This window comes from Erythrobacter sp. S249 (assembly GCF_057364975.1).
In genome coordinates this window covers 35,685-60,913 of record NZ_CP200287.1, presented here as the reverse complement: position 1 = coordinate 60,913, position 25,229 = coordinate 35,685, and the positions used below count along the sequence as shown (strand labels likewise).

General features: G+C 59.2%; 20 protein-coding genes and 2 tRNA genes. 12 read left to right on the top strand and 10 right to left on the bottom strand.

Annotation, left to right across the window (positions count from 1 at the left end; genetic code table 11):
* Positions 1 to 5: 5 nt before the first annotated feature.
* The 3 genes from AC0V6V_RS00260 to thyA form a co-directional block, all read right to left on the bottom strand.
* Positions 6 to 1,076 (bottom strand): alpha-ketoacid dehydrogenase subunit beta, encoded by a 1,071-nt coding sequence (locus tag AC0V6V_RS00260; protein WP_486163511.1) that lies wholly within the window; start codon positions 1,074 to 1,076, stop codon positions 6 to 8.
* Positions 1,073 to 2,401 (bottom strand): thiamine pyrophosphate-dependent enzyme, encoded by a 1,329-nt coding sequence (locus tag AC0V6V_RS00255; protein WP_486163510.1) that lies wholly within the window; start codon positions 2,399 to 2,401, stop codon positions 1,073 to 1,075. Before AC0V6V_RS00255 ends, AC0V6V_RS00260 begins: the two co-directional genes overlap by 4 nt.
* A gap of 105 nt (positions 2,402 to 2,506) precedes the next feature.
* On the bottom strand, positions 2,507 to 3,493 hold the full coding sequence (thyA, locus tag AC0V6V_RS00250; RefSeq protein ID WP_486166017.1) for a thymidylate synthase: 987 nt from the start codon (positions 3,491 to 3,493) through the stop codon (positions 2,507 to 2,509).
* Positions 3,494 to 3,684: 191 nt separating this feature from the next.
* Between thyA and AC0V6V_RS00245 the strand changes: the two genes are divergently transcribed.
* From AC0V6V_RS00245 to AC0V6V_RS00225, 5 genes are all read left to right on the top strand, one after another.
* Positions 3,685 to 3,761: transfer RNA gene (locus AC0V6V_RS00245), tRNA-Pro, on the top strand.
* Positions 3,762 to 4,183: 422 nt separating this feature from the next.
* Entirely contained in the window at positions 4,184 to 4,738 is a 555-nt protein-coding gene (locus AC0V6V_RS00240; protein ID WP_486163509.1) for a hypothetical protein, read from the top strand.
* A gap of 256 nt (positions 4,739 to 4,994) precedes the next feature.
* Positions 4,995 to 5,960 (top strand): fimbrial biogenesis chaperone, encoded by a 966-nt coding sequence (locus tag AC0V6V_RS00235; RefSeq protein WP_486166124.1) that lies wholly within the window; start codon positions 4,995 to 4,997, stop codon positions 5,958 to 5,960.
* Positions 5,961 to 5,964: 4 nt separating this feature from the next.
* The gene (locus AC0V6V_RS00230) at positions 5,965 to 8,574 is read left to right on the top strand and encodes a fimbria/pilus outer membrane usher protein (RefSeq protein WP_486166123.1); all 2,610 of its coding nucleotides are present in this window, start codon (positions 5,965 to 5,967) and stop codon (positions 8,572 to 8,574) included.
* Between the two features lie 11 nt (positions 8,575 to 8,585).
* Entirely contained in the window at positions 8,586 to 9,476 is an 891-nt protein-coding gene (locus AC0V6V_RS00225; RefSeq protein WP_486166122.1) for a hypothetical protein, read from the top strand.
* A gap of 129 nt (positions 9,477 to 9,605) precedes the next feature.
* On the opposite strand, the gene AC0V6V_RS00220 is transcribed toward AC0V6V_RS00225, so the two are convergent.
* Together AC0V6V_RS00220 and AC0V6V_RS00215 are read right to left on the bottom strand one after the other, a co-directional pair.
* Complete coding sequence (locus tag AC0V6V_RS00220) at positions 9,606 to 10,022, bottom strand: hypothetical protein (protein ID WP_486163504.1); 417 nt, start codon at positions 10,020 to 10,022, stop codon at positions 9,606 to 9,608.
* 199 nt (positions 10,023 to 10,221) lie between these two features.
* Complete coding sequence (locus tag AC0V6V_RS00215) at positions 10,222 to 10,677, bottom strand: DUF3429 domain-containing protein (protein ID WP_486163503.1); 456 nt, start codon at positions 10,675 to 10,677, stop codon at positions 10,222 to 10,224.
* Positions 10,678 to 10,859: 182 nt separating this feature from the next.
* On the opposite strand from AC0V6V_RS00215, the gene AC0V6V_RS00210 reads away from it, so the two are divergent.
* Complete coding sequence (locus AC0V6V_RS00210; protein WP_486166121.1) at positions 10,860 to 12,254, top strand: ABC1 kinase family protein; 1,395 nt, start codon at positions 10,860 to 10,862, stop codon at positions 12,252 to 12,254.
* Here AC0V6V_RS00210 and AC0V6V_RS00205 read toward each other — a convergent pair.
* On the bottom strand, positions 12,251 to 14,095 hold the full coding sequence (locus tag AC0V6V_RS00205; protein WP_486166120.1) for a DUF885 domain-containing protein: 1,845 nt from the start codon (positions 14,093 to 14,095) through the stop codon (positions 12,251 to 12,253). The two genes, AC0V6V_RS00210 and AC0V6V_RS00205, sit on opposite strands and share 4 nt — an antisense overlap.
* A 42-nt stretch (positions 14,096 to 14,137) precedes the next feature.
* On the opposite strand from AC0V6V_RS00205, the gene AC0V6V_RS00200 reads away from it, so the two are divergent.
* Positions 14,138 to 14,602 carry a low molecular weight protein-tyrosine-phosphatase gene (locus AC0V6V_RS00200; RefSeq protein WP_486166014.1) on the top strand — a complete coding sequence of 155 codons (465 nt, stop codon included), beginning with the start codon at positions 14,138 to 14,140 and terminating at the stop codon, positions 14,600 to 14,602.
* Here the strand turns inward: AC0V6V_RS00200 and AC0V6V_RS00195 are convergent.
* Both AC0V6V_RS00195 and recG read right to left on the bottom strand, forming a co-directional pair.
* A complete protein-coding gene (locus AC0V6V_RS00195) occupies positions 14,599 to 15,492 on the bottom strand; it encodes a hypothetical protein (protein ID WP_486166119.1) in 894 nt (297 codons plus the stop codon). The genes AC0V6V_RS00200 and AC0V6V_RS00195 overlap by 4 nt on opposite strands.
* 1 nt (position 15,493) lies before the next feature.
* On the bottom strand, positions 15,494 to 17,569 hold the full coding sequence (gene recG / locus AC0V6V_RS00190; RefSeq protein WP_486166012.1) for an ATP-dependent DNA helicase RecG: 2,076 nt from the start codon (positions 17,567 to 17,569) through the stop codon (positions 15,494 to 15,496).
* Between the two features lie 84 nt (positions 17,570 to 17,653).
* On the opposite strand from recG, the gene AC0V6V_RS00185 reads away from it, so the two are divergent.
* The 3 genes from AC0V6V_RS00185 to AC0V6V_RS00175 are packed head-to-tail and all read left to right on the top strand — an operon-like array spanning position 17,654 to position 21,934.
* On the top strand, positions 17,654 to 17,938 hold the full coding sequence (locus tag AC0V6V_RS00185; RefSeq protein ID WP_486166011.1) for an FAD assembly factor SdhE: 285 nt from the start codon (positions 17,654 to 17,656) through the stop codon (positions 17,936 to 17,938).
* A gap of 46 nt (positions 17,939 to 17,984) precedes the next feature.
* Positions 17,985 to 21,470, top strand: a complete 3,486-nt coding sequence (gene mfd, locus AC0V6V_RS00180) for a transcription-repair coupling factor (protein WP_486166118.1) — start codon at positions 17,985 to 17,987, stop codon at positions 21,468 to 21,470.
* Positions 21,467 to 21,934: a phosphatase domain-containing protein gene (locus AC0V6V_RS00175; RefSeq protein ID WP_486166009.1), complete on the top strand. Its 468-nt coding sequence runs from the start codon at positions 21,467 to 21,469 to the stop codon at positions 21,932 to 21,934. Before mfd ends, AC0V6V_RS00175 begins: the two co-directional genes overlap by 4 nt.
* A 29-nt stretch (positions 21,935 to 21,963) precedes the next feature.
* On the opposite strand, the gene AC0V6V_RS00170 is transcribed toward AC0V6V_RS00175, so the two are convergent.
* Positions 21,964 to 22,794: an EAL domain-containing protein gene (locus AC0V6V_RS00170; protein WP_486166008.1), complete on the bottom strand. Its 831-nt coding sequence runs from the start codon at positions 22,792 to 22,794 to the stop codon at positions 21,964 to 21,966.
* 135 nt (positions 22,795 to 22,929) lie between these two features.
* Between AC0V6V_RS00170 and AC0V6V_RS00165 the strand changes: the two genes are divergently transcribed.
* On the top strand, positions 22,930 to 23,718 hold the full coding sequence (locus tag AC0V6V_RS00165) for an NAD kinase (RefSeq protein ID WP_486166007.1): 789 nt from the start codon (positions 22,930 to 22,932) through the stop codon (positions 23,716 to 23,718).
* A gap of 274 nt (positions 23,719 to 23,992) precedes the next feature.
* A tRNA-Asn gene (locus AC0V6V_RS00160) sits at positions 23,993 to 24,067 on the top strand.
* Between the two features lie 387 nt (positions 24,068 to 24,454).
* On the opposite strand, the gene AC0V6V_RS00155 is transcribed toward AC0V6V_RS00160, so the two are convergent.
* The gene (locus AC0V6V_RS00155) at positions 24,455 to 25,225 is read right to left on the bottom strand and encodes a sulfite exporter TauE/SafE family protein (RefSeq protein WP_486166115.1); all 771 of its coding nucleotides are present in this window, start codon (positions 25,223 to 25,225) and stop codon (positions 24,455 to 24,457) included.
* Positions 25,226 to 25,229 lie beyond the last annotated feature (4 nt).

Here is a 25,229-nt window from a genome sequence, read left to right as displayed (position 1 = left end):
TGAGGTCAGTCCTTCAAAATCTTGTCGATCGCTTCGCCAATGCGAACCGGGCCAGGGAAATAAGCCCATTCGAGGCTGTGCGGATAGGGTGTGTCAAATCCAGTGACGCGCTCAACCGGCGCCTCCAGATGATAGAAGCAGCGCTCGGTCACCAGCGCAGAGAGCTCCGCGCCAAAGCCGCTAGTACGGGTCGCCTCGTGCACGATCAGGCAGCGCCCGGTGCGTTTCACGGAAGCCTCTATGGCTTCAATGTCGAGCGGCATCAGCGTGCGCAGGTCTAGGATATCGGCCTCCACGCCTTTGTCGGCGCAAACCGCCTCGGCCACATGCACCATCGTGCCGTAAGCCAGCACGGTTAGCTGTTCGCCCTCGGTTACCTGGCGCGCTTTGCCGAGCGGGATCTTGTAGTACCCTTCTGGCACTACGCTATCCTTGTGGCGCTTCCACGGCTCAACCGGCTTGTCGTAAAAGCCAGTGAACGGGCCGTTGTAAATCCGCTTCGGCTCAAAGAAGATCACCGGGTCATTGTCTTCGATGGAAGCGATCAGCAGACCCTTGGCATCATATGGCGTCGCCGGGATTACCGTTTTGAGGCCCGCCACATGGGTGAACAAAGCCTCTGGCGATTGGCTGTGTGTCTGCCCGCCGAAAATCCCGCCGCCGAACGGAGAGCGGACCGTCATCGGCGCGATGTAATCGGTGGCCGAGCGATAGCGCAGCCGCGCCGCCTCAGAGATCAGCTGATCAAGGCCGGGATAGATATAGTCCGCAAACTGGATTTCCGGGATCGGGCGCAAACCGTAAGCGCCCATACCCACCGCGACACCAATGATGCCGCATTCAGAGATTGGCGTGTCGAACACGCGGGTCTTGCCGTGCTTTTCCTGCAAGCCAGCCGTCGCGCGGAACACGCCGCCGAAATAACCGACGTCCTCGCCCATCACGATGGTGTCCGGATCACGTTCCAGCATGATGTCGAGCGCTTCGTTGATCGCCTCGATCATATTGATCCGGCGTTCGTCCTGGCCCTGCCCCTGCTCGGTAGCGGCGGCGTTTTTCACGTCATGCGCGCTCATTTGCCGGCTCCATCTTTGGGATGCTGATCGGGCCATTTGATCTCACGCTCACGGGTCGCCTGAGCAGCCTGTTCTTTAAGGTGCCATGGCAGCTCTTCAAACACGTCTTCGAACATCGTCTTGAATGGGTGGTGGAGGCCGTGGCCCAGAATGCCATTCTTTTCCGCTTCCTTGGTCGCGGCCTTCACTTCCTCGGCGCATTTGAGATCCATCGCCTCTTGGCGCTCCTCATCCCACTCGCCAATTGCGATCATGTGGTTTTTCAGGCGCATGACGGGATCACCCAGCGGCCATTCCTCGCGTTCCTGAGCGCTGCGATAGCCCGATGGGTCATCCGAGGTGGAATGCCCCTCCGCGCGGTAGGTGAAGTACTCAATCAAGGTCGGGCCTTGGTTCGCCCGGGCGCGGTTCGCGGCCCATTGCTGCGCGGCGAAACATGCCAGTGCATCGTTGCCATCTACGCGCAGCCCAGCGAGGCCATATCCGAGAGCGCGCGCTGCAAATGTCGTCCGCTCAGACCCGGCGAAACCGGAGAAGCTGCTGATCGCCCACTGGTTGTTGATAACATTGAGGATAACCGGTGCATTATAAACGGTCGCAAAGGTGCAGGCGCTGTGGAAATCCCCCTCTGCGGTAGAGCCCTCACCCACCCATGTCGCGGCGATCCGGCTGTCGCCCTTAATCGCACTCGCCATGGCCCAGCCAACGGCCTGAGGCGTCTGGGTCGCGAGGTTGCCGGAGATGCTGAAAAAACTGTGCTCGCGGCTGGAATACATGATCGGCAGCTGGCGGCCCTTCAGCTTGTCACCCTTGTTCGAGTAGATCTGATTGATCATCTCGATCAGGGGATAGCCGCGCGCGATCAGAATGCCTTGCTGGCGATAGCTTGGGAACACCATGTCATCGCTGGCAAGCGCCATGCCAGCAGAGACGCTGGTCGCCTCCTCGCCGGTGCACTTCATATAAAACGAGGTTTTACCCTGACGCTGCCCTCGGAACATCCGCTCATCAAAGGCGCGGACCATTGCCATGTGGCCCAGCATGGTGCGCAATGTGTCTGGCGAGAGCTTGGGATCCCACGGCCCGTGAGCCTTGTTGTCATCACCCAGCACGCGGACCAGACCATAGGCCAAATCCTTCATATCGCCGGGCGCGCACCCTTCATCCGGGCGCGGCATATCGCCGGGTGCGCCTACATCTACATCTGCGAAATTGACCGGATCGCCGGGGCGCGATCGTGGTTCGGGCACGTGCAGTGCCAAGGCCGGACGATTGTCGCCGGTCTGCGGGCTATCGCCGCTCTTGCCTGAGGCCTTTTCGGCCATATCAGCGCTCTCCCAATTGGATCACCCACTCGGACGATGGGCTTGCAATAATTGCTTTCGCGCGAATTTTTATTTCAAGGCGCCAGAGCGGTCAAGCGAATGCCGTTACACCGCAACAGGTGCCTTGATCGGAGGCAATGGCGCGTAATCATCGACCCGGAAATCCTCGATTTTGTAATCGAAAATTGTTTCAGGCTTGCGCGTGATCGTGAAGCTTGGCCGGGGTTGCGGCTCGCGACTCAGTTGCTCGGTGATCAATTCCTCGTGATTGAGATAGAGGTGTACGTCCCCGCCCATCCACACGAGCTCACCCGGCTGCATATCAACTTGCTGCGCGATCATCCGCTGCAGCAGCGCCGCTGACCACAAATTAAACGGCAGGCCCAGCGCGACATCACAGCTGCGTTGGTACAGCACGCAATTGAGCCTCGCCTCCGGCCCGCTGCCATCGACGTGGAACTGATAGGTCTTATGACACGGGGGCAGCGCCATCTGATCAAGCTCAGCCACGTTCCAGCCCTCGATAATGTGACGGCGGCTGCCGGGCGATGTGCGCAGGCCTTCGATCAATTGCGCGACTTGATTGATGCCCTCGCCTTTCTCATAGAGCCCATCCTTGCGATAACGATAGGTCGGCCAATCGACCCATTGCTTCCCGTAAACAGGCCCAAGATCGCCCCAACGCTTCGCAAACTCTTCATCATCAGCAATCCGCGCGACGAAATCATCAAGTGCAATGTCCTCGCCCGTCGCCTTGACGTAGTGGGCGTGCGGCCATTCGTTCCAGATCTTCACCCCTTGCAGCACCAGCGGGCGAATATTGGTCTCGCCGGTCAGGAACCACAGCATCTCGCGCGTCGCGGTCTTCCAATAGACCCTTTTGGTTGTCAGCAACGGCATGGCGCCATCCGCAAGATCAAACCGCAATTGCGCGCCCATTATAGAGCGTGTGCCAATCCCCGTGCGATCAGTGCGCTCGCTGCCAGTCTCCCAAATGCGCCGCATCAGGTCGAGATATTGCCATTCCGGGTGCGCGCCCGGCGCCCCTGGGCCTAGCAGTTCAGACGGATGTGTTTCAGCGTTTTCAAGCATTGCCATGAGGGCGATCTTAGCGCGCCACCGCTCCATTTGTCACCCGCTGCCCCGGCTTCTCTTCCACCGCTTTTTACTGCCGGTGCGGAACCCGCTTGCCATAGCGATAAACCACTCCTAATAGGCGCGCCTCACATCGCCTTGTGCGCGCTCTTTTGATGGAGCCTAAGCCGCGAGGGATGATGACCGGTCGGGGAGTGGCGCAGCCAGGTAGCGCACCTGTTTTGGGTACAGGGGGTCGGAGGTTCGAATCCTCTCTCCCCGACCATTTTCATATCACTGATGAAATACCAGTCTTCTATGCAGGTGGCTGTTTGAACGCGAATGGGCTGCACTTCATCAGCCTGCGAACCTGCGGCAAATACCCAAGTAGTGATCGCGCTTGACGACTGAATCGGGCGAGGCCCCGTTAACCAAAAGCGCAAAACGTCGGCAGGAGCAAAAATGACGGTAAGACGCATGTGTTGCGTTGTTTCGAATTGACACAGAACGCAGTTAACCCCGTCACGTTACATGAATTTATCCTTTAAAATCAGATATCCTTGTTTAGAAGCTGGGATGAGTCGTTGCATATCAGCGATTACGCGTTAATACCTTCTTTACCAAGTTCGCACTCGATTCGCGTCGAGTATAAGATAATCAGGGCGTTGATGACTTGGGATCTTAGTTACTTTCTAGAGGGGAAGATAAATGAAGAAACTACTTATGGCTGGCGCACTCGGCGCTGCTTTTGCCGCATCACCTGCCGCCGCTCAATCAGCGACCGCTTCTGATGATTTTGGCATCCTTGCATTCGTACAAGCTGAGTGCAGCGTTGACGATCCTGACACCGTATTTTTCGGTTTCCTCGACATTGAGGAAGATTCAGGCTCTGACGCACTTACACTGACAAACAACCGTTACGTTGAGCGTCAGCGCATTTGGGCAAGCTGCAACTACCCAGCTTCGATCACCCTCGAAGGTGACGCGATGCAGAACTTCGTGCAAACCAACGACGGTCCAGACGCCGACGACTTCACTGATGAACTTCAGTATCGTCTTCGTCTGCGCGCAGATGACAACACCGACTTCGCAACTGTTGATCACCGCACTGTAGACGGTTCATCAACCACCGTTGCTCAAGTGGGTGCATTTCACAACCGCGCAGTTCTGCGCACAGTGATCAACGTGAACGATCAAGAATCGCCACGTCCACTGGCAGGCATCTACGCTGCTGTTGCGACCGTTACACTCGGCGCAATCTAAGCGACACTTCGCTTATAAATGAGATTGGGGGAGAGGAATTCGTTCCTTTCCCCCGTTTCAACTCCGGGTGAGAAACCACAACGGTTCAACCCAAAAGACACAGCCCCGGCAGGCCGCTCTTGATTAAGAGTTAATTCACTTGCGCGAGGCGATAGTTGGACTCTATTTGAGGTCCAATAACAAAAATAAGGGTCGGTTTCGAGGATACCAAGACACTGTGCATGGGCGCACTGCTGACTTGTAGGGGGATTTTTCCATGTTTCGGCCGATTTGGGCAGCCTTCAGCGCGCTCGCTCTATTACTAACGCCTAGCGCCGCAATGGCCGCTCGCGTTTCACCGATGATCGCAGACCTCGAGCCTGATGGCCGCGGCGCAGTCACGCGCATCGAAATGGTGAGCGATTCCAACAATGACATCGCTTACGAAGTTTTGATGATGCGCGGTGACATCTCAACCGAGGGTGAGCTTAGCCTGACCCCGGCTGAAGAAGATTTTCTGGTGTTCCCCACCCAAGTGTTGCTGAAGAGCAAGTCGCGTCAGGTTTTCCGCGTTCAATATGTCGGCGATCCCGATATTGCTACGTCAGAGATCTACTACATGTCGATCCGGCAGTTGCCGGTTGAGATTGATGCGGAGGCCCAGTCGCAAGTCCAGGTCGTCATCAATTACAATGTTTTGATGAACGTGTTCCCTGAGGGCGCACGCTCTGAGCCCGTTATCCGCGAAGTTAGCTCGGTCACCCGTGAAGTCCCGCTGCTGCAGAGCGAGATCAACGAGCTGGAAGCGCAGCAAGCCGCAGAAGCGCAAGCCGCTTTGGAAGCTGAGCAAGACGCTCGCGATGCGGCCCTGACCGCTGCTGAGAATAATGGCACGACTCCGGCCACACCTCCAGCAACAATTACAGTTCCCACCACCGAAGCCACTGAGACTGAGGACGACCCTGACGCTCCCCCGCCGACACGCGCGGAAAAGGGGCTGCAGGTTCTCGTTGGCAATGATGGCAACCGCTACTTCCTAGCAGGTCTTTCCACATGGCGAATGACCGGCACACGCACCGATGGCGAGCCCTTCGAAGCGACATTCACCCCCGAACAAATCGCAAGATTTATCGGCGCAGGTGTGGTCGCCCCGGGCAAAGATCGCTTGTTCTTCGTCCCGATGGACGCCGAACTCGATCCCGCCTCGGTTACGATCGAGATCGACACACCAGTAGAGCAGTGAGGCCATGATGCGCCCCACAAAGATAGCCCTGCAATCGCCGGCTTTGAGCCTGGTTGCGCTCGCCTGGTGTTTGCAAGCTCCGCTCGCAACCGCTGCCTATGCGCAGGACAATGCGCCAGCGGATCCCGCTGATGATGAAGCTGGCCAAAATGCTCCATCTCTGCCGGCCGCTGCTGCGAATGATGAACCCGCCGTTCAAACACGGTCGGGCATCACATTCGTCAACCGCAAGCCTGAAGTGGAAACGGTTGAAGAGCGCCCTTCTCTCGAATTCAATGTCCCGCTCGTCTCGGGCAGCCAAGTGCTGGGCGATGTCGCGGTAAAAGTTGAACGCGATGGCAGCGTCCTCATCGGCACAGACATGCTGCGTGAGCAGCTTGCGCTGATCCTGAATGAAGAGGGTTTGCGCCGGTTCGACACCTACAGCGCGAACCGCGAGAATATCCGCCCAGAGCCGCTGGCCGAGGCGGGTATTGAGCTCGCGTTTAATCAGAACCTGCTAGAGGTCACGATCGTCCAGATTGATGGCACTCTGCGGCAAACGCGCGATTTGATTGCTCAAGATTCCAGAAGCAGTCGTGAAGAATTGACGCTGCTCGAGCCAGAGAAATTCTCAACTTATCTCAACATCAACACCAATCTTGAATATGACACCGAGGAAGACGAGTTCACACCCGAATTCTTCTTCGATGGCGCAACCCGTATCGGCGACATTGTCGTCGAATATGATGGGGCCTATTCAGACCAACTTGGCGATGGCATGCGGTTTTTCCGCCGCGGCGTTCGAGCTGTCTATGATCAGCGCGAGAAATATCGCCGCTTTGCCGCAGGTGACCTGCGCTTGGAATCGCTCAGCCTGCTGCGCACCCCATTCCTGGGCGGCGTCAGCGTTGAGAAGAGCCGCCGTGTCTTCGATCCATTTCTGCCCGCTGCTCGTTTGGGCGCGGGCGAGATTTTCCTCGACAACCGCTCAACGGTCGACGTCGTCATCAATGGAGAGCAGTTTCAGCGGTTAGAGCTGGATGCGGGCACCTATGACCTCGCCAGCCTTCCGGTTCAGCTCGGGGCAAATGACGTTGAGCTGAGAATCCGCGATTCTGGCGGACGCGAACAGCTCGTAAACCTCGACTACTTTTTCCAACCGCTCAACTTGGAAGCAGGCGAAGTGGAATATTCCTTCGCCGCAGGTTTCATCGCCCGCGATCTCGCCTTTGAGCCGAACTATACCAATGATCTTGCCGTAACCGGGCTCTATCGCAAAGGCATTTCGGACAATCTGGTTCTGGGCGGCGCGGCTCAGATTTCTGAAGACGTGCAATTGTTCGGTGTGGAAAGCAGCATCGTGCCGCAATTCATTCCCGGCTTCTTCGACTTGCAAGGGGCCGCGAGCTTTAGCGAAGATGGCGGTACGGGATTTGCGGCGCGGGCGAGCTATCGCTTTACCGGCGGCAACAGCTTCACAAACCGCAGCGGCTTTACGCTCAATGTAGATTACACTGGTCAAGGTTTTACCACCATTTCCAGCCTCATTCCGGTGGCGTTCGATCTGGTAACGGTCAGTGCAAACTATAACCGCACCCTAACCGACCGCGGCCGGATGGTGGCCGGCGCGCTCTATTCGCATCGCTCCGGACCTCAGGAAGATCTAACCAACGTCTTTGTCGATTACATCCACCGCGTCAGCGACCGCTTGCAGGTCACAGTCGGCGCGGAATACGGGACGGGTGATGCCTTTGGCAGCGAATGGGGCACACGCGTTGCTGTCTCTTATGTCTTTGGCCCGAGCACACGCGCGCTTGCCGATTATCGCAGCCGCTCTGAAACCTTCCGCGCCAACCTGTCGAAAGGCAGCGAAAATCGTGTCGGTGCGTTCGGCTATGATGTTGGTGTCACAACCGACCCCAACCAATCGCGCATAGACGCTTCGTTTGATTACACCGCAAATCGGTTCGACACGCGCTTCTCGGCGTTCACCGCTGGCGATAACTTCGGCAACCTTGATCAAGAACAACGCTACCGCTTGCAGGTCGGCACCTCCGTCGCCTTTGCGGGCAAGGAGTTCGCGATTGGTCGCCCTGTGCGCGATGCCTTTGTAATTCTCCACCCGCACGAAACCTTGGCCGAAGGCGAAGTGATCAGCGGGCGCACCTTGGCCGACAACGAATACGAAGCGAACAGCGGCGTATTTGGCGGCGCGCTACAGGGCCGCCTGTCGTCCTACACCGACCAGACGGTACAATATGACGTCGAAGGCGGCGCGATTGGCTACGATATCGGAGAAGGCTCAGTGCGTTTGGATCCCCCATATCGGGCTGGCTACACGCTTGAGGTCGGTAATGACTACTTCGTCAGCATCGTTGGCAATCTCTATCGCGGTGAAGAGCCCGTTTCGCTCGTCTCCGGTACGATTGTCGCGCTGGATGATGATGAATTTGAAGAAAAGCAGTTCTTCACCAATTCTACAGGCCGGTTCGGCATGATCGGATTTGCACCGGGCAAGAGCTACCGTGTCACTTACGACAACGGCGCGTCGAGCTTTGAGTTTACCGTGCCGGAGGACTCAGACGGTTTGTTCCGCTTGGGTGACGTTAAGCTCCCGGCGATCGAGGAATAAGGAAGCATATTATGACCATTCTTCGCACCATTTTTGTTGCTGGCGCCCTTTGCGCGAGCGCCTCTGTTTCCGCTCAAGATGGCGGCTGCCGCCCTGAGTTTGTGGACACAACCGAGAACGTAAACGTCTCTGGCATTCAAATCGGCGCTGGTGAACGCGCCCGCGAAAACTTTGAAATCCGGGTTCGCAACGCAGCTGGCAACGGTCCTTGCGAGGCGTTCATGCGCATCGCTCGCCGCAACAGCGTGGCGGGTGATGATCCTGTCCAGTTCAACTTTAGCTCCGGCGGACAGCGGCTTGAGGTCCTGGCTGACGATGCAACCGCAGGTCCGATCAACAACGATTTGTTCCTGCGAGGCGTCCCGGGCAGCCGCAATGGGCGCGCGGTGCGCGTTCAGCTGGGCTTCCCGACCGAATGGGGCCTTGATGCGGGCACCTATTCGCGCGATTTCGTCGCCACCCTGCGCGATGCAAATGGCGATCTGGTTGATACCTTGGAGCTCTCCGTACGGGTCAACATTCCATCCGCGGTCGCCCTGCGCATTGTCGGCGCCAGCGGACGCGGCAGCGTTCGGCGTATCAATCTCGGGACACTGGACCCCGATGCATTTTCGCGGTCCGACCCCTTTGGTCTGCGGATTTGGAGCACTTCGCCCTACCGCGTTGAATTCAGATCGGAAAACCAAGGCGTGCTGCGCCATCATCAAGGGCGCGATGAGATCCCCTATGTGCTGCGGATGCGCGGCGAGAAGGTGGATCTGATGGGCGCAAACGGCCGCGAGTTTGTGGAGCACACAAATTCGCTGGGCGATCTGCACCCGCTGCGGGTGATGGTGGATCCATTCTTTGCCGAAGCTGGCAAATATGCCGACCGCGTCAGAGTGTCAGTTAGCGCGATCTAATCAGCACTTTCATCTGGCGGTGCATTGCACCGCCAGCAGCGTTGCGCGACCAACGCCAAACCTAGACAAGCAAACGGCCAACGCCCGCTGTGGGTGCTGGCCGTTTGCATTTTACCGTGATTGGGTAAGTTAGACAGCCGTCAGCGAGAAGCTGATCGAGATTGGCTGCGCAATATCACCCGTTTGGATTGTCACTGGCACTGGGCCAAAACGCGCTCCTGAGCGCATCGCGACAAAAGAGAAGCCGCCCGGGTTCAGTTCGCTGGTGTCGCGGCCATATTGGACACTAACGCGCTCACCTACCGCCAACTCGCGGTGCGTCGCGATCACGGAGAAGCCGCGGTTCGTGTTGCACGCTTCAAACAAAGTGCCTGTTACCACTTCATTGTCGTCCTGAGCGCTGAACACGCCAGGCTCAATCTTGCATGAAACGGGCACTTGCGCGCTGACGCGAAAGCCGCCTTGCGCACGCTCGCCAGCCATCGCTGGCGTGGCCGCAAACATCATTGCCGCAGCGGGCATGGCATAGATAATTTTCTGACGCATAGTTGGTCTCCTATGCGACCCCCACTATGCGATGTTGGTGAAATCTTAGCTGCGACTTAGGGTTAACGCTGAGCTTCAAATGAGCGCCGAATAGGCCTCTGTTAACGACATCCAATACTGAAATTTGGTCGGAATTTAGGTTAATCGCCCGCGCGCAATAGGCGGTAATACGGTGTTAGGCTGAATTTGGGCCTCGCGGTTAAACGATGCGGTTAGCCGCCAACCCCAGCACGAACGTAAGCGCGCCCAGCCCGATCGACAATTGCCAGCGCAGCGACAGAAAATCGCGCGCGGCATAGCCGAGAGCGCGGTCGACCAGCGGGCTAAGCGCGATCAATACGCCGAGACAAAGCAGCGCCGGACCCGGCCATTCCCAGCCAAAGGTCCATGGCAGGAACAGCGCGAGGCCAATCAGGCTGGGCAGCACCGCCATCAGGTAAGAGCCCGCACCCGCATTGCCTTTCGCTAGAGCCTGCCCCCACCATACACCGCCCAGAAAGCTGAAAATCAGCGCCGCATAAGCAAACCCGCCTGCGAGTGCGACGTAAGCCCCCTCACCGCCATGAAGCACCATACCAAGCGCGATCCCCTGAGGGAGCAGCCCGGCATAGCCAAGAATTCGCGCGGCGAGAGTGAGAGAAGCCTCTTGTGTCATCGAGGGAGCAGCGTTTGGCATAGGCGATTGGTTCCCGCCAGTTGTTCTCTCCCTGCCCCTCGCTCATCACTGCGCAGCGCCTGTTTGCACAGCGATTGCATAAGACTAGGAACGCTGCGAGGGCCGAACCGTTTTGTCGGGTAACCGCGCGGATACCCCCGCGCCATTTGATCGGATAGACATTGAGCAGCGACGACACTTTCGACGAAAACAGCCGCCCCGCTGACAGCCGGGAAGACAGGGCGCGCCAGCGGGCAGTGCCATCGGGCCGGGTGTCTAGGCTGGCCACCTTCGGCAGGCTGGCCTCCGGCGTAGCTGGCGGTATGATGGCCGAGGGGGCACGCAGGCTGGCTCGCGGCGAAGGCATCAATGCGCGCGATCTCGTCCTGACCCCCGGCAATGTCCAGCGCATGACCGACCGCCTATCCCACTTGCGCGGCGCGGCGATGAAGATGGGGCAGATGATCAGCATGGATTCGGGCGACTTCCTGCCGCCGGAGCTCGCGAAAATCCTCGCCACCTTACGCGATCAGGCCAATTTCATGCCTGCAAAGCAGCTCGACAGCGTGCTGAAACAGGAATGGGGCCCGGACTGGCGCAAGCAGTTCCGCTGGTTCAACCCGCGCCCCATCGCCGCCGCCAGCATTGGCCAGGTGCACAAGGCGCTGACCCGCGATGGTCAAGAGCTTGCGATTAAGGTGCAATATCCCGGCATCGCCGACAGCATCGACAGCGACGTCGACAATGTGATGACCCTGCTGCGCGTATCCGGCTTTGCCCCGCCAGAGCTGGAGATTGATGCTCTGCTGGCCGAGGCCAAGAAACAGCTGCACGAAGAAGCGGACTACCACCGCGAAGGCGCACAGATGGAGATGTACCGAGAGCGCTTGGCCGGAGAGGAAGGCTTCGTCGTCCCGCGCCTGCATAAAGAGCTGACCCGGGATCGCATTCTAGCCATGAGCTTTGAAGAAGGCAGCTCCATCGAAGAGCTGGAGAACGAAACGGATGAACGCCGCGATGAAGTGATGGGCCGCCTGATGCGCCTTGTCGCGCGCGAGCTGTTTGAATTTGGCGTGATGCAAACCGATCCGAATTTCGCCAATTTCCGCTATCGCAAGGAGACGGGCGAGATCGTGCTGCTCGACTTTGGCGCGTGCCGCGATGTGGATCCCGATGTCGGCAATGCCTACCGCCGCTTACTCGAAGCGGGTCTGGCGGGCGACAAGGATAAAGTGCGCGAAGAAACGATCGCCGCCGGATTTATGCTGCCGATCGTGGTCGAGAAACACGGTGAGCGAGTCGACAAGATGATCGACATTGTCGTGAATGAAATGCGCGAGGATGCGCCGTTCGACTTTGGCGACCGCGCGTTTGTCCCACTGCTGCGCGATGAAGGCATGCAAATCGCGCAGGACAAGGACACCTGGGCCTTTCCGCCGGTTGAAACCCTATTCGTTCAGCGCAAGGTGAGCGGCACCGCGCTGCTCGGCGCGCGCCTGAAGGCGCAGGTAAACATCCGCAGGATCAGCGAGGAAGTGCTGGCGAGCACCGATCCGCTGCCCGCAAAGGCGGCTTAATCTGCGCCACCTTGCTCCGCTTCTGCTGCGACTTCCGCTGCACGACGTTCCCGATTGATGCGAATTTGCTCGTTCTGAAGCCAAAGCTCCACATGCGTTTGAAGCACAGATAATGGTATCGAGCCATTCTCCAGCACGGTGTCATGGAAGGCGCGAAGGTCGAATTCTGCCCCCAGCTTCTCTTCCGCCCGCTCGCGCAGTCGGCGGATCGTTAACTCACCAACTTTGTACGCCAGCGCCTGTCCCGGCCAGGTGATGTAGCGATTGACCTCCGCATCGATATTGGCAGGCGAGAGCGCAGTGTTGTCCCGCATGTAATCCACGGCTTGGCTCTTCGACCAACCCTTTGAATGAATGCCGGTATCGACCACCAGACGGGTCGCGCGCCACATCTCATAGCTGAGCCGACCCATTTCCTTTGCGGGCGTATCATACAGCCCCATCTCGATCCCAAGCCGCTCTGAATAAAGTCCCCACCCCTCCACGAAGGCGGTGAAATAGGTGCCATTCGCGCGCAGCGGGTGGATGTCCAATTCCTGCTGCAGAGAAATTTGGTGGTGATGCCCCGGCACCGCCTCGTGCACGCCCAGCGCGGGCAGCTCCCACAAGGGGCGCTGGTCCAGCTCTGTCGTGTTGAGCCGGTAAATGCCCGCCTGGCCCGTCTTCAATGAACCGGGCTCATAATAGGCCGTCGTATTCCCGGGCGCTTGGGCAGCGGGGATTGGCGAGACCGTATAGGGATTGCGCGGCAGGCGGCCGAACAGCTTCGGCATGAACCCATCAATGTGCTTGGCCAGTGCTTGAGTGTAGGCAAGATATTCGTCCGCATCGGTCATGTAATATTGCGGATCGGTGCGCAGGTGCTCAACGAAGGCCTCGCGCGTGTCAAAGCCCGCTTGCTTCGCGACCTCGACCATTTCAGCGCGGATCCGCGCGACCTCTGATAGGCCAAGATCGTGCACCTCGTCCGCCGTCATATCGGTCGTGGTGAAGCTCTTCACCCGGTAGTCGTAATATTCCTTGCCCCCCGGCGTCGCGAGCACGCCGGGTGTGCCCGTGCGGCAATTGGGCGCATATTCCTCGGTGTAGAAGTTCAGGAAATCGCGATAGGACGGGAAGACCGCTTCTTCCAATGCGACGCTGGCGCGATCCTTCAGGTTCTCCCAGTCTGCGTCCGAAATTGCGGCTGGCTTGTCGCCTGCAAACGGCTTCCAGAACGGCGATTGTTCCTGGTCATCCACGATTTGGCGAGCGATGCGATCTTCCAATCCCTGCATCGGCTCGCAAGCATGGGTCAGCCCGCGCGCAATGGCCTCGCGGCTGCGGGCGATGCCATCGGCATTGACCTGGGCATAGCCCTCCAACCGGCCAATATAGCTTTCGTAGTCGGCCAGTGTGAATAGCGGCGAACGGTTGGGCAATGAGGCAAAGCCGGAGAACCAGCCGCCGCGATTGGTGAATATCTGATAGCGGGTGTGATCAAACTGAGCGCCTGTCAGCTGGTCGCGAATGCTGCGCCGCAAAACTGCGTAATCGATCTGCAAATCCTGCGGCAAATCATCGGCATTGATCTGGTACAGCCGGGCGAGAAAGCCCTCCGCTTCAATATTCGCGCGGTCATATTCTGCAAGCGAGAGATCACCGAGCTTCCCATCGCCGCGCCGATCGCCAACGCTGGTGGCCAGTTGAGGATTGCTATCGAGCACCGCCTGCCACACTTCCTCGCGCAGCGCCTCATAATCCTCTTTCGGGCCCGCATAGGCAGGCGCACTCAGCGAGGTTGCAGCGAGGGCAAAAGCGGCGATCATGGAACGCATGAAATTCTCTCCTGTTTCGCGCATTGCATATTGCTTGAGCGGGGCGTGGTCCAGTAAGACTTAGCGATGCAAAAACCCGCGCTTCTGTTCGTCTGCTTGGGCAATATTTGCCGCTCCCCCTTGGCCGAGGGCGCGATGCGCGCCGCTGCGGACAGAGCGGGGCTGAACGTGGAGATCGATAGCTGCGGCACAGGGGCCTATCATGTCGGCGCGCCGCCCGACCCTCGCTCGGTTGAGACCGCAGCGGCCCATGGGATCGATATCTCAGGCCTGCGTGGTCGGCAATTGGCGGCGGAGGACTTCACCCGCTTCACCCATATCTTTGCGATGGATCACCAGAATTTGCGCAATATCGAGGCCATGCGGCCCGCCGATGCGAGTGCGCAGGTGTCACTGCTGATGGACGCCGTGCCGGGCCGCGAAGGCGCAGCGATAGCGGATCCTTACTATGATGGCGAAGACCAGTTTGATGAAACTTGGGAGGATGTCGCAGCTGCGGCAGATGCGCTGGTCATAATGCTGAGCCGTTAGGACTGCGCCTTCTTAGCAGGAGCAGGCAGTGGTATAGGCTGCTTAGGCAAGCTGCTCTCATACTCACCAGCACGTTCAACGCACCATTCACGAACTTCTTCAGTGATCCATTCCCGCCTTGGGAACGTTCCGTGTTTGTCGGAGATCACACACCCACCGTTAGAAGAACCATATCTCGGGAATTCAGCCAAAAGAGCGAAAACCCCATCTTCAAAATGCGCTACTGCGTACCGATAGGCACTTTTGTTTATCTGATCCCGACGCGCAGGCAGAGTGTGCAGCATCCGCAATTTAACTTCACCAGGTAGTGGGAGAAGACCACCACCTCTGTTCGGCTTCATATAACTTACACTAACAGCTCGGCCGTTATCTAGCTGAAAGCGCTTAGTAGCCGAAGGCTTACCTCGGTTGATGACGTTGCGCCTAAATAGACCGAGGAGTATATTGCTCTGTGGCGCACATTTGCGAAGGTCGACAAACCACTTGGGATAGGCTTCCGGAAATACAGACGAAAACTCATCTACGGAGACGGTCACTCGGCAATAGAAAGTGGCGTTTTCGTAGCGAGTTGGGCCACGAGAATAGAAATCCAATCGATCTTCGTTGATACGCAAATAGACATTGGAATCGACCCATCCCTCGGAAATGGAGCTGGAAACTGGATCATCGCTCTGTGCATCCGTTTTCGCTATCTCCCATGCGTAAAACTTCGCAGCTACTTCTTCGACCGTACCAACGATCGCCTTGAACTCTTCATTATTCAATTTAGCTATCGGGAGGAGCTCGACAGTTACGCCTTCAAGAACCGGCTGATTAGCCTCCCCAGGCTGGGGCGGCGCGTTACCAGCGAGAATGCCAAACATCGCAGCACAAAGGCACAGTTTCTTCATTTCAGCCACCCCTCAACAATTGGACGCCCCAATCGCGCTCAAACAGATAAAGCAATTCGCGCGCAGCCTCGCCGCGTGAACTCGATTGCCAGCCGCCGTTGTCTTCCGCCCCGTCGATCAGCATACGCGCATCCGCATGGGCTATGGGGAGCAAGCGTTGCACCTGCTCCAGATTGGCGATCCGAAACGCCGCATCGCCGGATTGCCGGGTGCCCAGCAATTCGCCGCCGCCGCGCAGCTCTAGGTCTTCCTCCGCAATGCGAAATCCGTCCTGCGTCTCGCGCATCAGGGCGAGCCTCTTGCGACCAGTCTCCGACATCTCATTCCCGCGCAGCAGCAAGCACACCGATTTATCCGCGCCCCTTCCCACTCGTCCGCGCAGCTGGTGCAATTGCGCCAAACCAAAGCGCTCGGCCTGCTCAATCACCATCAAGGTTGAGCTGGGCACGTCGACGCCAACCTCGATCACCGTGGTCGCGACCAGCAGTTTCGCCCGGCCGCTGGCAAAGGCCTCCATATTGGCGTCCTTTTCCTCTGGCTTGAGCTGGCCGTGGACCATCACGACATCATCGCCAAAACGCTCTTTCAGCGCAGCATAGCGAGCCTCGGCCGCCGCGATATCGGCCACCTCGCTATCACGCACCATCGGGCACACCCAATAGGCCTGCTGCCCAGACCCGACGTGGCGCGCGACGCCAGCGACGACGTCTTCCATCCGGTCTTGCGCCACCACGCGAGTATCAATCGCCTGCCGACCCGGCGGTAATTCATCCAAGCGGCTCACATCCATCTCGCCATATTGCGCAAGGGTGAGCGTGCGCGGGATCGGCGTTGCGGTCATCGCGAGCGTATGCGGCGCGCGCTTGCCCTTGGCGGCCAGTTGCAGGCGCTGGGCCACGCCAAAGCGGTGCTGCTCATCAATCACAACTAGGCCCAGATCCTTATAGGCCACCGTGTCCTGAAAGATCGCATGGGTGCCGACCAGAATATCAATCGAGCCATCGTGCAATCCCATCAGGATGCCCTCGCGCTCCTTGCCCTTGGCCCGTCCCGTTAGCAGCGCGACCTCGGCCCCGGTTGGCCGGGCCATCGTGCGCAAAGTCTCGTAATGCTGGCGCGCGAGAATTTCCGTTGGCGCGAGCAGAGCCGCTTGCTTGCCCGCTTCATTCGCGATCAGCATGGCTTCCAATGCGACCACGGTCTTACCCGCACCGACATCGCCCTGCAGCAGGCGGAGCATCGGAGCTTCCTGCGCCAGATCGCCTTCAATCTCACCAATAGAACGGGTCTGCGCGCCAGTCAGCGCGAAGGGCAGATTGAGCTTCTCCCGCAGCGAGCCATCGCCCGCCAGCGGTTGCCCTTTGCGCCGCCTGCCATCCGCGCGAACCAGCAGCAGCGCGAGCGAATTTGCGAGCAGCTCATCATAGGCGAGCCGGTCGCGCGCGCTGGCATTTTCATCCTTATGCGCCAGCACCAAAGCATCGCGCCAAGCGGGCCAGCCCTCGCGCTCAAACTGGCTCGGCTCAATCCATTCGGCGAGCTCTGGCAGGCGTTCGAGCGCCTGCGCCGCCAGCCCGGCCATGCGCGGCTGTGTCAGCCCCTCAGACAACGGATACACCGGTTCATTAAGGCGCGCGAGATGCGCTGAGGCGTCTTTCTCAACATGATCGGGATGAACGATCTGCAGCATGTCGCCATAGCGATCCACCCTGCCCGCGATCCAACGCTTCTCCCCGACCGGCAGCAGTTTCTTCGCGGTGTAGGCCGCGCGTCCGAAATAGGTGAGCGCGCAGATATTGCCCGCATCATCCGCCGCCAGCACACGGTACGGACCGCGGCCAGGATTGCGGGGCGCGCGGTGCTCTGTCGGGGTCAGGGGAATGATTACCTGCTCCCCCTCGCCTACTGCGTCCAGATCATCGACGGTCCTGCGTGTCACAAACCGTTCTGGCAAATGGTAAGCCAGATCGCGCACCCGCGTGAGGCCCAGCTTCTCGAGCGGCTTCATCAGCTTGGGACCGACACCTTCCAGCGCGGTCGCTTCGACAAACAGGGGATTGAGAACCTCGGGGCGCATAATCTGGTGACCTATAGCGCCTTACCAGCGCTGGCCAAGACACCGCCGCTTGCGCGTCCCCGCCCGTTGTCCTAACCGCGCGGCATGTCTGACAATTCTTCACCGCTTGAACCCGCGCGCCTGGCCCGCGCCAAATTTCGCAGCTGGCACCGCGGCACGCGTGAGGCCGACTATATGATCGGCGGTTTCTTTGATCGCTACCACGAAAGCTGGGGCGAGGCGGAGATGGCGTGGTTTGAAGACCTGCTGGCGGAAGACGATGTCGATGTGATGGCCTGGGCGCTCAAATCCCAGCCAACACCACCGCGTTTTCAGGGGCCGCTGATCGAGCTGATGCAGCGCCTCGACTATGTCGATATGAGCCGCTGACTGGCGCGCTGGAACCATCCTCTCACCCAAGACTTGACCCGACACCATGCCTGATCTCTCGCGCATATTAGCGGCGGATGCACCGCTCACTTTGTCCTCGCTGGTGCGGGGCAGCCTGCCCTTGGTGCTGGCCGATCTGGCGCGTGCGGCGCGGCAGCGGGCGGTGTTCATCGCGCCCGATGATGCAGCGATGCGCTCTGCCAGCGATGCAGCGAAGTTCTTCGCTCCCGAAGTGGAAGTGATCGAATTTCCGGCTTGGGATTGCCTGCCCTATGACCGCGCCAGCCCGGCTCTATCGGTCAGTGCAAAGCGGCTCGCGGCGCTCCATGCGCTGCAAAATCCGAACTCTGGTTCGCAATTGCTGATCACGACGGTCAACGCCGTGCTGCAACGCGTGCTGACCCCGTTCCGCATTCGCGAGAGCGTGCGCGAGTTTAAGCAAGGCACGACGATTGGCCATGAGAGCCTCGCCGCGCTGCTGACCCGCCAGGGCTATTCGCGCACGGACACTGTGATCGACCACGGCGAATTTGCTGTGCGCGGTTCGATTGTCGACATCTTCCCCTCCTCGCTAGAGCAAGGCCTGCGGCTCGATTTCTTTGGCGATGAGCTGGAGAGCCTGCGTCTGTTCGATCCCAGCACTCAGCGATCCACCGGCACGCTCAAATCGCATCTACTGCTGCCCGCCTCAGAGGCGCTGATCGATGAGGACAGCATCGCGCGGTTCCGCAGCCGCTATCGCGAGATGTTCGGCGCGGCCGCGACGCAAGATCCGCTGTACGAAGCGGTCAGCGATGGCCGCCGCCTTGCCGGGATGGAGCATTGGCTACCGCTGTTTGAAGAACGCCTGACGACATTGTTCGACCACCTCGCAGAAGACGACGTTGTGGTGATCGACAATGGCGCGATTGGCGCGGCCTCAGAGCGGCGTTCCGACATTGCGGATTACTGCAAACAGCGAACTCGCACCGCAGGCGAAGCGGCGGGCAGTTATCGTCCGCTGGTGGCCGAAGCGCTCTACCTATCCAGTGAAGAATTCGACGCCGCCATCGCCAGCGCCCCGGCGCACCGCAGCCAGATCTTCGCCGCACCAGACAGCGATACGAACATCGACTTCGGTTTCAGCTCGGCGCGCGATTTCGCGCCAGAGCGCGCACGCGGCGACAATGTCTATGAAGAAGGCGCGAAGCACTTTGCTGCGCTGGCCAAATCCGGTAAGCGCGCGTTGTTTGCCGCCTATTCCACCGGCAGTCGCTCTCGCATCACCTCAATCCTGTCCGAAGCGGGCGTCAAAACGCAGGTCGCCGACAGTTGGCAAGAGGCGCTAGGCGCATCGGTCAAAGGCGGCGTTGTGGCAATGGTCCTGCCGCTCGACACCGGATTTTCCAACGAGCAAATGGAAGTCCTCACCGAGCAAGATGTGCTGGGTGATCGGCTGGTCCGGCGCAAGAAAAAGCGCAAGGATTCCGATGCCTTCCTCGCCGAACTGCAAGCGCTGGGTCGCGGCGATCTGGTCGTCCACGTTGAGCACGGGATCGGCAAATATCTCGGCCTCGACCCTGTCCCCGTTGGCAAGAGCCAGCACGATTGCGTCAGCCTGGAATATCGCGGCGGTGACAAGCTTTTCATCCCGGTTGAGAACATTGATGTGCTCTCGCGCTACGGCTCTTCCGAAGATGCCGTCATGCTCGATAAGCTGGGCGGGGAAGCATGGCAGCGGCGGCGCTCAAACCTAAAAGAGCGCATTCGCGAGATCGCCGGTGAGCTGATGAAAGTCGCCGCCGAGCGCGCGCTCAAAAAAGCGCCTTCGCTGGCCGCAGACGAGGCCAGCTACAACCAATTCGTTGACCGCTTCCCTTGGGAAGAAACCGACGATCAGGACGCGGCCATCGCTGATGTGCTGCGCGATCTGGAAAGCGGTCGCCCGATGGACCGTCTGGTCTGCGGCGACGTTGGCTTTGGCAAAACAGAGGTTGCCCTGCGCGCCGCATTTGTTGCGGCCATGAACGGACAGCAAGTCGCTGTCGTGGCGCCCACCACCCTGCTCGCCCGCCAGCACTATCAGAACTTCTCAGAGCGCTTTGCCGGCTTTCCGCTCAATGTGGGCCGGCTCTCTCGCCTCGTTTCGTCAAAAGAGATGTCAGACACCCGCGACGGCCTGGCCAGCGGCGATATCGACATTGTCATCGGCACCCATGCGATCCTGTCCAAATCGACCAATTTCAAGAATTTGGGGCTGGTCATCGTCGATGAGGAGCAGCGCTTTGGCGTCACCCACAAGGAGAAGCTGAAACAGCTCCGCTCCGACGTGCACATGCTCACGCTCACCGCGACACCGATCCCGCGCACGCTGCAAATGGCGATGGCGGGTCTGCGCGAACTCTCCACCATCCAGACCCCTCCCGTCGACCGCTTGGCGGTGCGCACCTATGTGATGGAGTGGGACGATATGGTGATGCGCGAGGCCTTGCTGCGCGAGCATCATCGCGGCGGGCAAAGCTTCATCGTCGTCCCCCGCATTTCGGACATGGCCGATGTCGAGGAATGGCTGGCCGAGCATGTGCCAGAGGTAAAATCCGTCTCCGCGCACGGCCAGATGAGCGCGGGCGAAATCGAAGAACGCATGAGCGCCTTTTACGAAGGCAAATATGAGGTTCTGCTGTCGACCACGATCGTCGAATCCGGGCTCGACCTGCCCAGCGCAAACACCATCATCATCCACCGCGCGGACCGCTTTGGTCTTGCGCAGCTGTACCAATTGCGCGGCCGCGTGGGCCGTTCGAAACTGCGCGCCTATGCCTATCTGACGTACCGCAAAGATGTGCAGCTCTCTGAAATTGCAGAGAAACGTCTTAAGGTCTTGAGCGATCTCGACTCGCTTGGCGCGGGCTTCCAACTGGCCAGTCACGATCTCGACATTCGCGGCGCGGGCAATCTCTTGGGCGATGAGCAGTCCGGCCATATCCGTGAGGTCGGCTTTGAGCTTTACCAAAGCATGCTGGAGGATGCGATCCTGGCCGCGAAGGCTGGCGAAGCGGGCCTGACGAGCGAACGCAGCGCACTCTCTCCGCAAATTACAGTCGATGCGCCGATCATGATTCCAGAGGATTACGTCCCCGATCTGGCCGTGCGCATGGCGCTTTATCGCCGCCTCAACCAAGCGGCTGACAAGGCTGAGATCGAAAGCATGGCGGCGGAGATGATCGACCGCTTTGGCGACCTACCCGATCCGACCAAAAACCTGGTCCGCCTGATCGAGATCAAACACCAGGCAATCGAGGCCAATATCGCCAAGATCGATGTCGGCGCGCGCGGCACTCTGGTGACCTTCCACGAGGACAATTTCCCCGATCCAGCGGGGCTGCTCGCCTATGTCGACCGCTTGGCTGGCACCGCCAAATTGCGCCCTGATATGAAGCTGGTGATCAACCGCGCCTGGGCCGACCCGCGAAGCCGCCTCAACGGTCTGTTCCAACTGACCAAGGGTCTGTCTGGTGTGGTGAAGAAGGCCGCAAAAGCGGGGTCGAAATGATAAGCGATAGCTCCAAAACCACGCACAAGACCGTCCTGTTCGACATTGACGGAACGCTGGCTGACATCGCCCACCGTCGCCGCTTCCTTGAGCAAGCCCATCCCGATTGGAAGGCCTTCAACGCCGCAATGGGCGATGATACTCCGAACGAGCCTGTCGTATCCTTGTATAAAACGCTGTGGAACTCGGGGAGCTTTCAGCTCATCTTAGTCACCGGACGGAACGAACGCTTTAGAAAACTGACTGAACAGTGGCTCTCATGGAACGAGATTCCTTTCGGGCGAATGCTCATGCGCGCTGACCGTGACCACAGGGCTGATCACATCATCAAAGAAGAGATTCTCGATAGTCTGTTAGCCGAGGGATGCGCGATCCAGTTCACGGTCGATGACCGCCAACAGGTGGTCGATATGTGGCGGCGAAGAGGAATTACATGCCTGCAATGCGATGTAGGTGACTTTTAAAAGTCTGGACAGCTTGCCTATCCGTGACCCTACCCCCGCGCGCCCTTCGCCATCCCCAGCATCTTGTCACTCCGCATGGGCTGCGCGCGTAGGAAGCCCTGCCAGTAATTGCAGCCTTCGCTGATCACGGTTGCGCGCTGGATCTCGCTTTCGATCCCTTCGGCGACCACAGCAAGACCGAGCGCGCGGCCCAGGCCAACAATCGCGCGGAACACTGCAAGGTCTTTGGCGTCGCCGGGGATGCCTTCGACCATCACCTTGTCGAGCTTTAGCGCATCGAGCGGCAGCTCTTTCAAATAGCGAAAGTTGCAAAAACCCGCACCGAAATCATCGAGCGCCGTTTTAAAGCCGAGCGCGCGCAACGCGCTGAGCGCCTCGGCTGCTTGCTGCAAATTGCGCAGCAGCACGTCTTCTGTGATCTCCAGCACGAGCCGAGCCGGCGCAATTGAACTGCGCCCAATCAGCTCCGCAAAATCAGCCGAAAAGCGCGGATCTCCCAATTCCTCCGGCGTGATATTGAGCGAAAGATGCAGGTTCTTCGGCCACTCGCTCGCATCCTCCAGCGCCCGCGCCACCACATGGCGAGAGAGCGGCGCAACCAACGCGGCACGTTCTGCAATCGCGAACAAATCCCGCGCGCCAATCTCGCCAAGGCTGGGATGCTGCCACCGCGCCAAAGCCTCCGCCCCCACAATCGCCCCATCAGAGCAGGCAAATTGCGGCTGAAACAGCACCTCAATCTCGCGCCGATCCAGCGCGCGCAGCAGGTCCGCCTCCAGCATACCCGGCTTTACCCCGGGCAGGGCACCGCGCGCAGACACTGAGGGCGCACCGCGCAAAGAAGGCCGTTTTGAGTCCATCGTTGTCGCTTACTGTAAACTGAGCAAGCCGCGCATGCCAATTGCAATCCGCCCAGATTTGGAACATCAGGACAAGTGACTAGCGCGCCGCTGTGGATAGCCGCAGGTACGGCTGCGAATTTAAGGACTGAAAGCTTGCCAAAAAGACACGAGTTTGAGCGCGTTGCACTGCTTGCCTCAGAGACCGAACGCGCTCAGGCCGCCTATAATGCGCTCAAGGACGAACACGACTGGGTGCCGCTGGAGAGTGCCGATGTTGCGATCGTCTTGGGCGGCGATGGCTTTATGCTGCAAACTTTGCACGCCATGCTGGACGCTGGCCGCGTGATCCCGGCTTACGGCATGAACCTGGGCACGGTCGGGTTTATGATGAACAAATACCGCGACGGCGGCAATGTGATGCGCCGGGTACAGCGCGCGCGGCCTTTCAAGATCGCGCCGCTGCGCATGGATGCGGTAACGCAAGACGGCAGCGAGCACACCTTCCTCGCCATCAACGAAGTCTCGCTGCTGCGCGAGATGCGCCAAACCGCCAAGATTGAGGTTTCGGTGAACGGCCGGGTGCGAATTAAGGAGCTGGTGTGCGATGGCGTGCTGCTGTCCACGCCTGCGGGTTCGACCGCCTATAACCTCTCGGCCAATGGCCCGATCCTGCCGCTGGGCAGCGAGCTACTCGCCCTCACCCCGATCAGCCCGTTTCGCCCGCGCCGCTGGAACGGAGCGATCTTGCCCGACCATCTGCCCGTGAAGTTCCGCATTCTGGAGCCGCAAAAGCGCCCCGTGTCCGCCGTGGCCGACCAGCGCGAACTGCGCGATATTGCCGATGTGACGCTAAAGATTGAGCGCGAGACGGAGCTCACCCTGCTGTTTGATCCGGGCCATTCGCTGGATGAAAGGATCGTAGCGGAGCAATTTGCGCTTTAGTTTTGCGGTGACCTAGCCACCCGCGCCTTCCACCCTTCCACCCGGAGCCTACCGGGATACCATCCGGGTGGAAGGGTGGAGGGGGCGGGTGGCCTGGCACTGAATGCAGAAAACCGCCCTTGCGGCAGCTTCACCGCCGTACCCCGCCGCCAAGCCACAGACGATGAGCATATCCAGCTCGAATGTGCCCGAGGTAAAATCGCAAAAACACCATCAATCTCTCTTGCATTGCCGAGCACGCGCCCATATAGGGCCTCTTCGCCTATCGGGCTGCTCCCCGATAGCTCAGCGGTAGAGTAGGTGACTGTTAATCACTTGGTCGTTGGTTCGAATCCAACTCGGGGAGCCATTTTCTTACATTGTTGGAAATCGGATCGCTTCAATATGAAAAAGGGCACCTCATTTCTGAGATGCCCTTCTATCATAGCAGCCTGCAAATGCCGCCTATCCACGAAACCAACGGAAGCAAATTGCACCCGAAGGCCAAGCGGTATTTAGCACCACATGGCTTGCTGGCTTCGATAGCGAGAAACACCATGGTGTATACTCCTCTATCTCGCACCGGTCCCTTATTGTAGCCGAGAAAGTGCGTTAGGCCAGCGAGTGGGGTTTTTCACCGGTATTTGTCTTAGGAGGTGACCCCAAACACGCTTCGACTATGTAGTGTTTGTAACATGGGAATTCCAAGTTGAATTGCAACAGTATGGGCGCTCAAAACCCACTTTTTTGCGTTTCACTAAAGCCCAACCAAAAGCCTCACACCCACCACCATAACCAGCGCAGCCGTAAGCCAGCGGATCACGCGCTGCGGTAGGAACTTCACCGCCATCAAGCTGCCGATTTGTCCGCCAATGGCGACGGCGAGCAGCAGTGGTAGAGCGGCGCCGACAGCGCCTCCGAATGCAGCGGGGCCTTGTTTCAGCAGCTGGCCCGCGAGGCCGAACAGGGAATTGATCAGAATGAAGAAACTGGCGGTCGCGGCGATGGCGCGTGGGTTTTTCCATCGGGTGAGGTGCAGCAGCGGTGCGAGAAATATTCCTCCGCCAATGCCGACCAGCCCGGCGAGATAGCCGAGCGGCGCGGCGATGAACGGCATTGCTTTTGCGAAGCGCGTCGGCTCGCCCAGCTCCCCTGCCCCCGCCGCCTTTTCCCTCAGCGGGATAAGCATGGTGATCCCGGTCAGCACCAGGCTGATGCCGAGCAGCAGCATGAAGGTCTCGCGGTCAATCGGGGTGAGACCGCCCAGCAAGGCTGCTGGTGCGGCCAGAGCGGTCATCACAATCGCGCTGCGCCACGGGGTTATCTTCGCCCGCGCAAAGCGCACGCTGCCGCCCGCCACCACGATGATATTGCACGCCAGCACCACCAACGGCAGCAGCCGGTAATCCAGCCCCGAAATCGCCAGCAAAGCGGCATAGGTTGAGCCGCCGCCAAACCCGACCGCCGCATAGAGCAGCGCCGTGACAAAGAACGCCGCGGCGAGCAGCACCGGAACCGCGCCCAGCATCATG

Bases quoted from the DNA above. Each gene is read 5' to 3' on its own strand.
- AC0V6V_RS00260 (WP_486163511.1), bottom strand. From the start codon at position 1,076: ATGAGCGCGCATGACGTGAAAAACGCCGCCGCTACCGAGCAGGGGCAG.
- AC0V6V_RS00255 (WP_486163510.1), bottom strand. From the start codon at position 2,401: ATGGCCGAAAAGGCCTCAGGCAAGAGCGGCGATAGCCCGCAGACCGGC.
- thyA (WP_486166017.1), bottom strand. From the start codon at position 3,493: ATGCTTGAAAACGCTGAAACACATCCGTCTGAACTGCTAGGCCCAGGG.
- AC0V6V_RS00240 (WP_486163509.1), top strand. From the start codon at position 4,184: ATGAAGAAACTACTTATGGCTGGCGCACTCGGCGCTGCTTTTGCCGCA.
- AC0V6V_RS00235 (WP_486166124.1), top strand. From the start codon at position 4,995: ATGTTTCGGCCGATTTGGGCAGCCTTCAGCGCGCTCGCTCTATTACTA.
- AC0V6V_RS00230 (WP_486166123.1), top strand. From the start codon at position 5,965: ATGATGCGCCCCACAAAGATAGCCCTGCAATCGCCGGCTTTGAGCCTG.
- AC0V6V_RS00225 (WP_486166122.1), top strand. From the start codon at position 8,586: ATGACCATTCTTCGCACCATTTTTGTTGCTGGCGCCCTTTGCGCGAGC.
- AC0V6V_RS00220 (WP_486163504.1), bottom strand. From the start codon at position 10,022: ATGCGTCAGAAAATTATCTATGCCATGCCCGCTGCGGCAATGATGTTT.
- AC0V6V_RS00215 (WP_486163503.1), bottom strand. From the start codon at position 10,677: ATGACACAAGAGGCTTCTCTCACTCTCGCCGCGCGAATTCTTGGCTAT.
- AC0V6V_RS00205 (WP_486166120.1), bottom strand. From the start codon at position 14,095: ATGCGCGAAACAGGAGAGAATTTCATGCGTTCCATGATCGCCGCTTTT.
- AC0V6V_RS00200 (WP_486166014.1), top strand. From the start codon at position 14,138: ATGCAAAAACCCGCGCTTCTGTTCGTCTGCTTGGGCAATATTTGCCGC.
- AC0V6V_RS00195 (WP_486166119.1), bottom strand. From the start codon at position 15,492: ATGAAGAAACTGTGCCTTTGTGCTGCGATGTTTGGCATTCTCGCTGGT.
- recG (WP_486166012.1), bottom strand. From the start codon at position 17,569: ATGCGCCCCGAGGTTCTCAATCCCCTGTTTGTCGAAGCGACCGCGCTG.
- AC0V6V_RS00185 (WP_486166011.1), top strand. From the start codon at position 17,654: ATGTCTGACAATTCTTCACCGCTTGAACCCGCGCGCCTGGCCCGCGCC.
- mfd (WP_486166118.1), top strand. From the start codon at position 17,985: ATGCCTGATCTCTCGCGCATATTAGCGGCGGATGCACCGCTCACTTTG.
- AC0V6V_RS00175 (WP_486166009.1), top strand. From the start codon at position 21,467: ATGATAAGCGATAGCTCCAAAACCACGCACAAGACCGTCCTGTTCGAC.
- AC0V6V_RS00170 (WP_486166008.1), bottom strand. From the start codon at position 22,794: ATGGACTCAAAACGGCCTTCTTTGCGCGGTGCGCCCTCAGTGTCTGCG.
- AC0V6V_RS00155 (WP_486166115.1), bottom strand. From the start codon at position 25,225: ATGCTGGGCGCGGTTCCGGTGCTGCTCGCCGCGGCGTTCTTTGTCACG.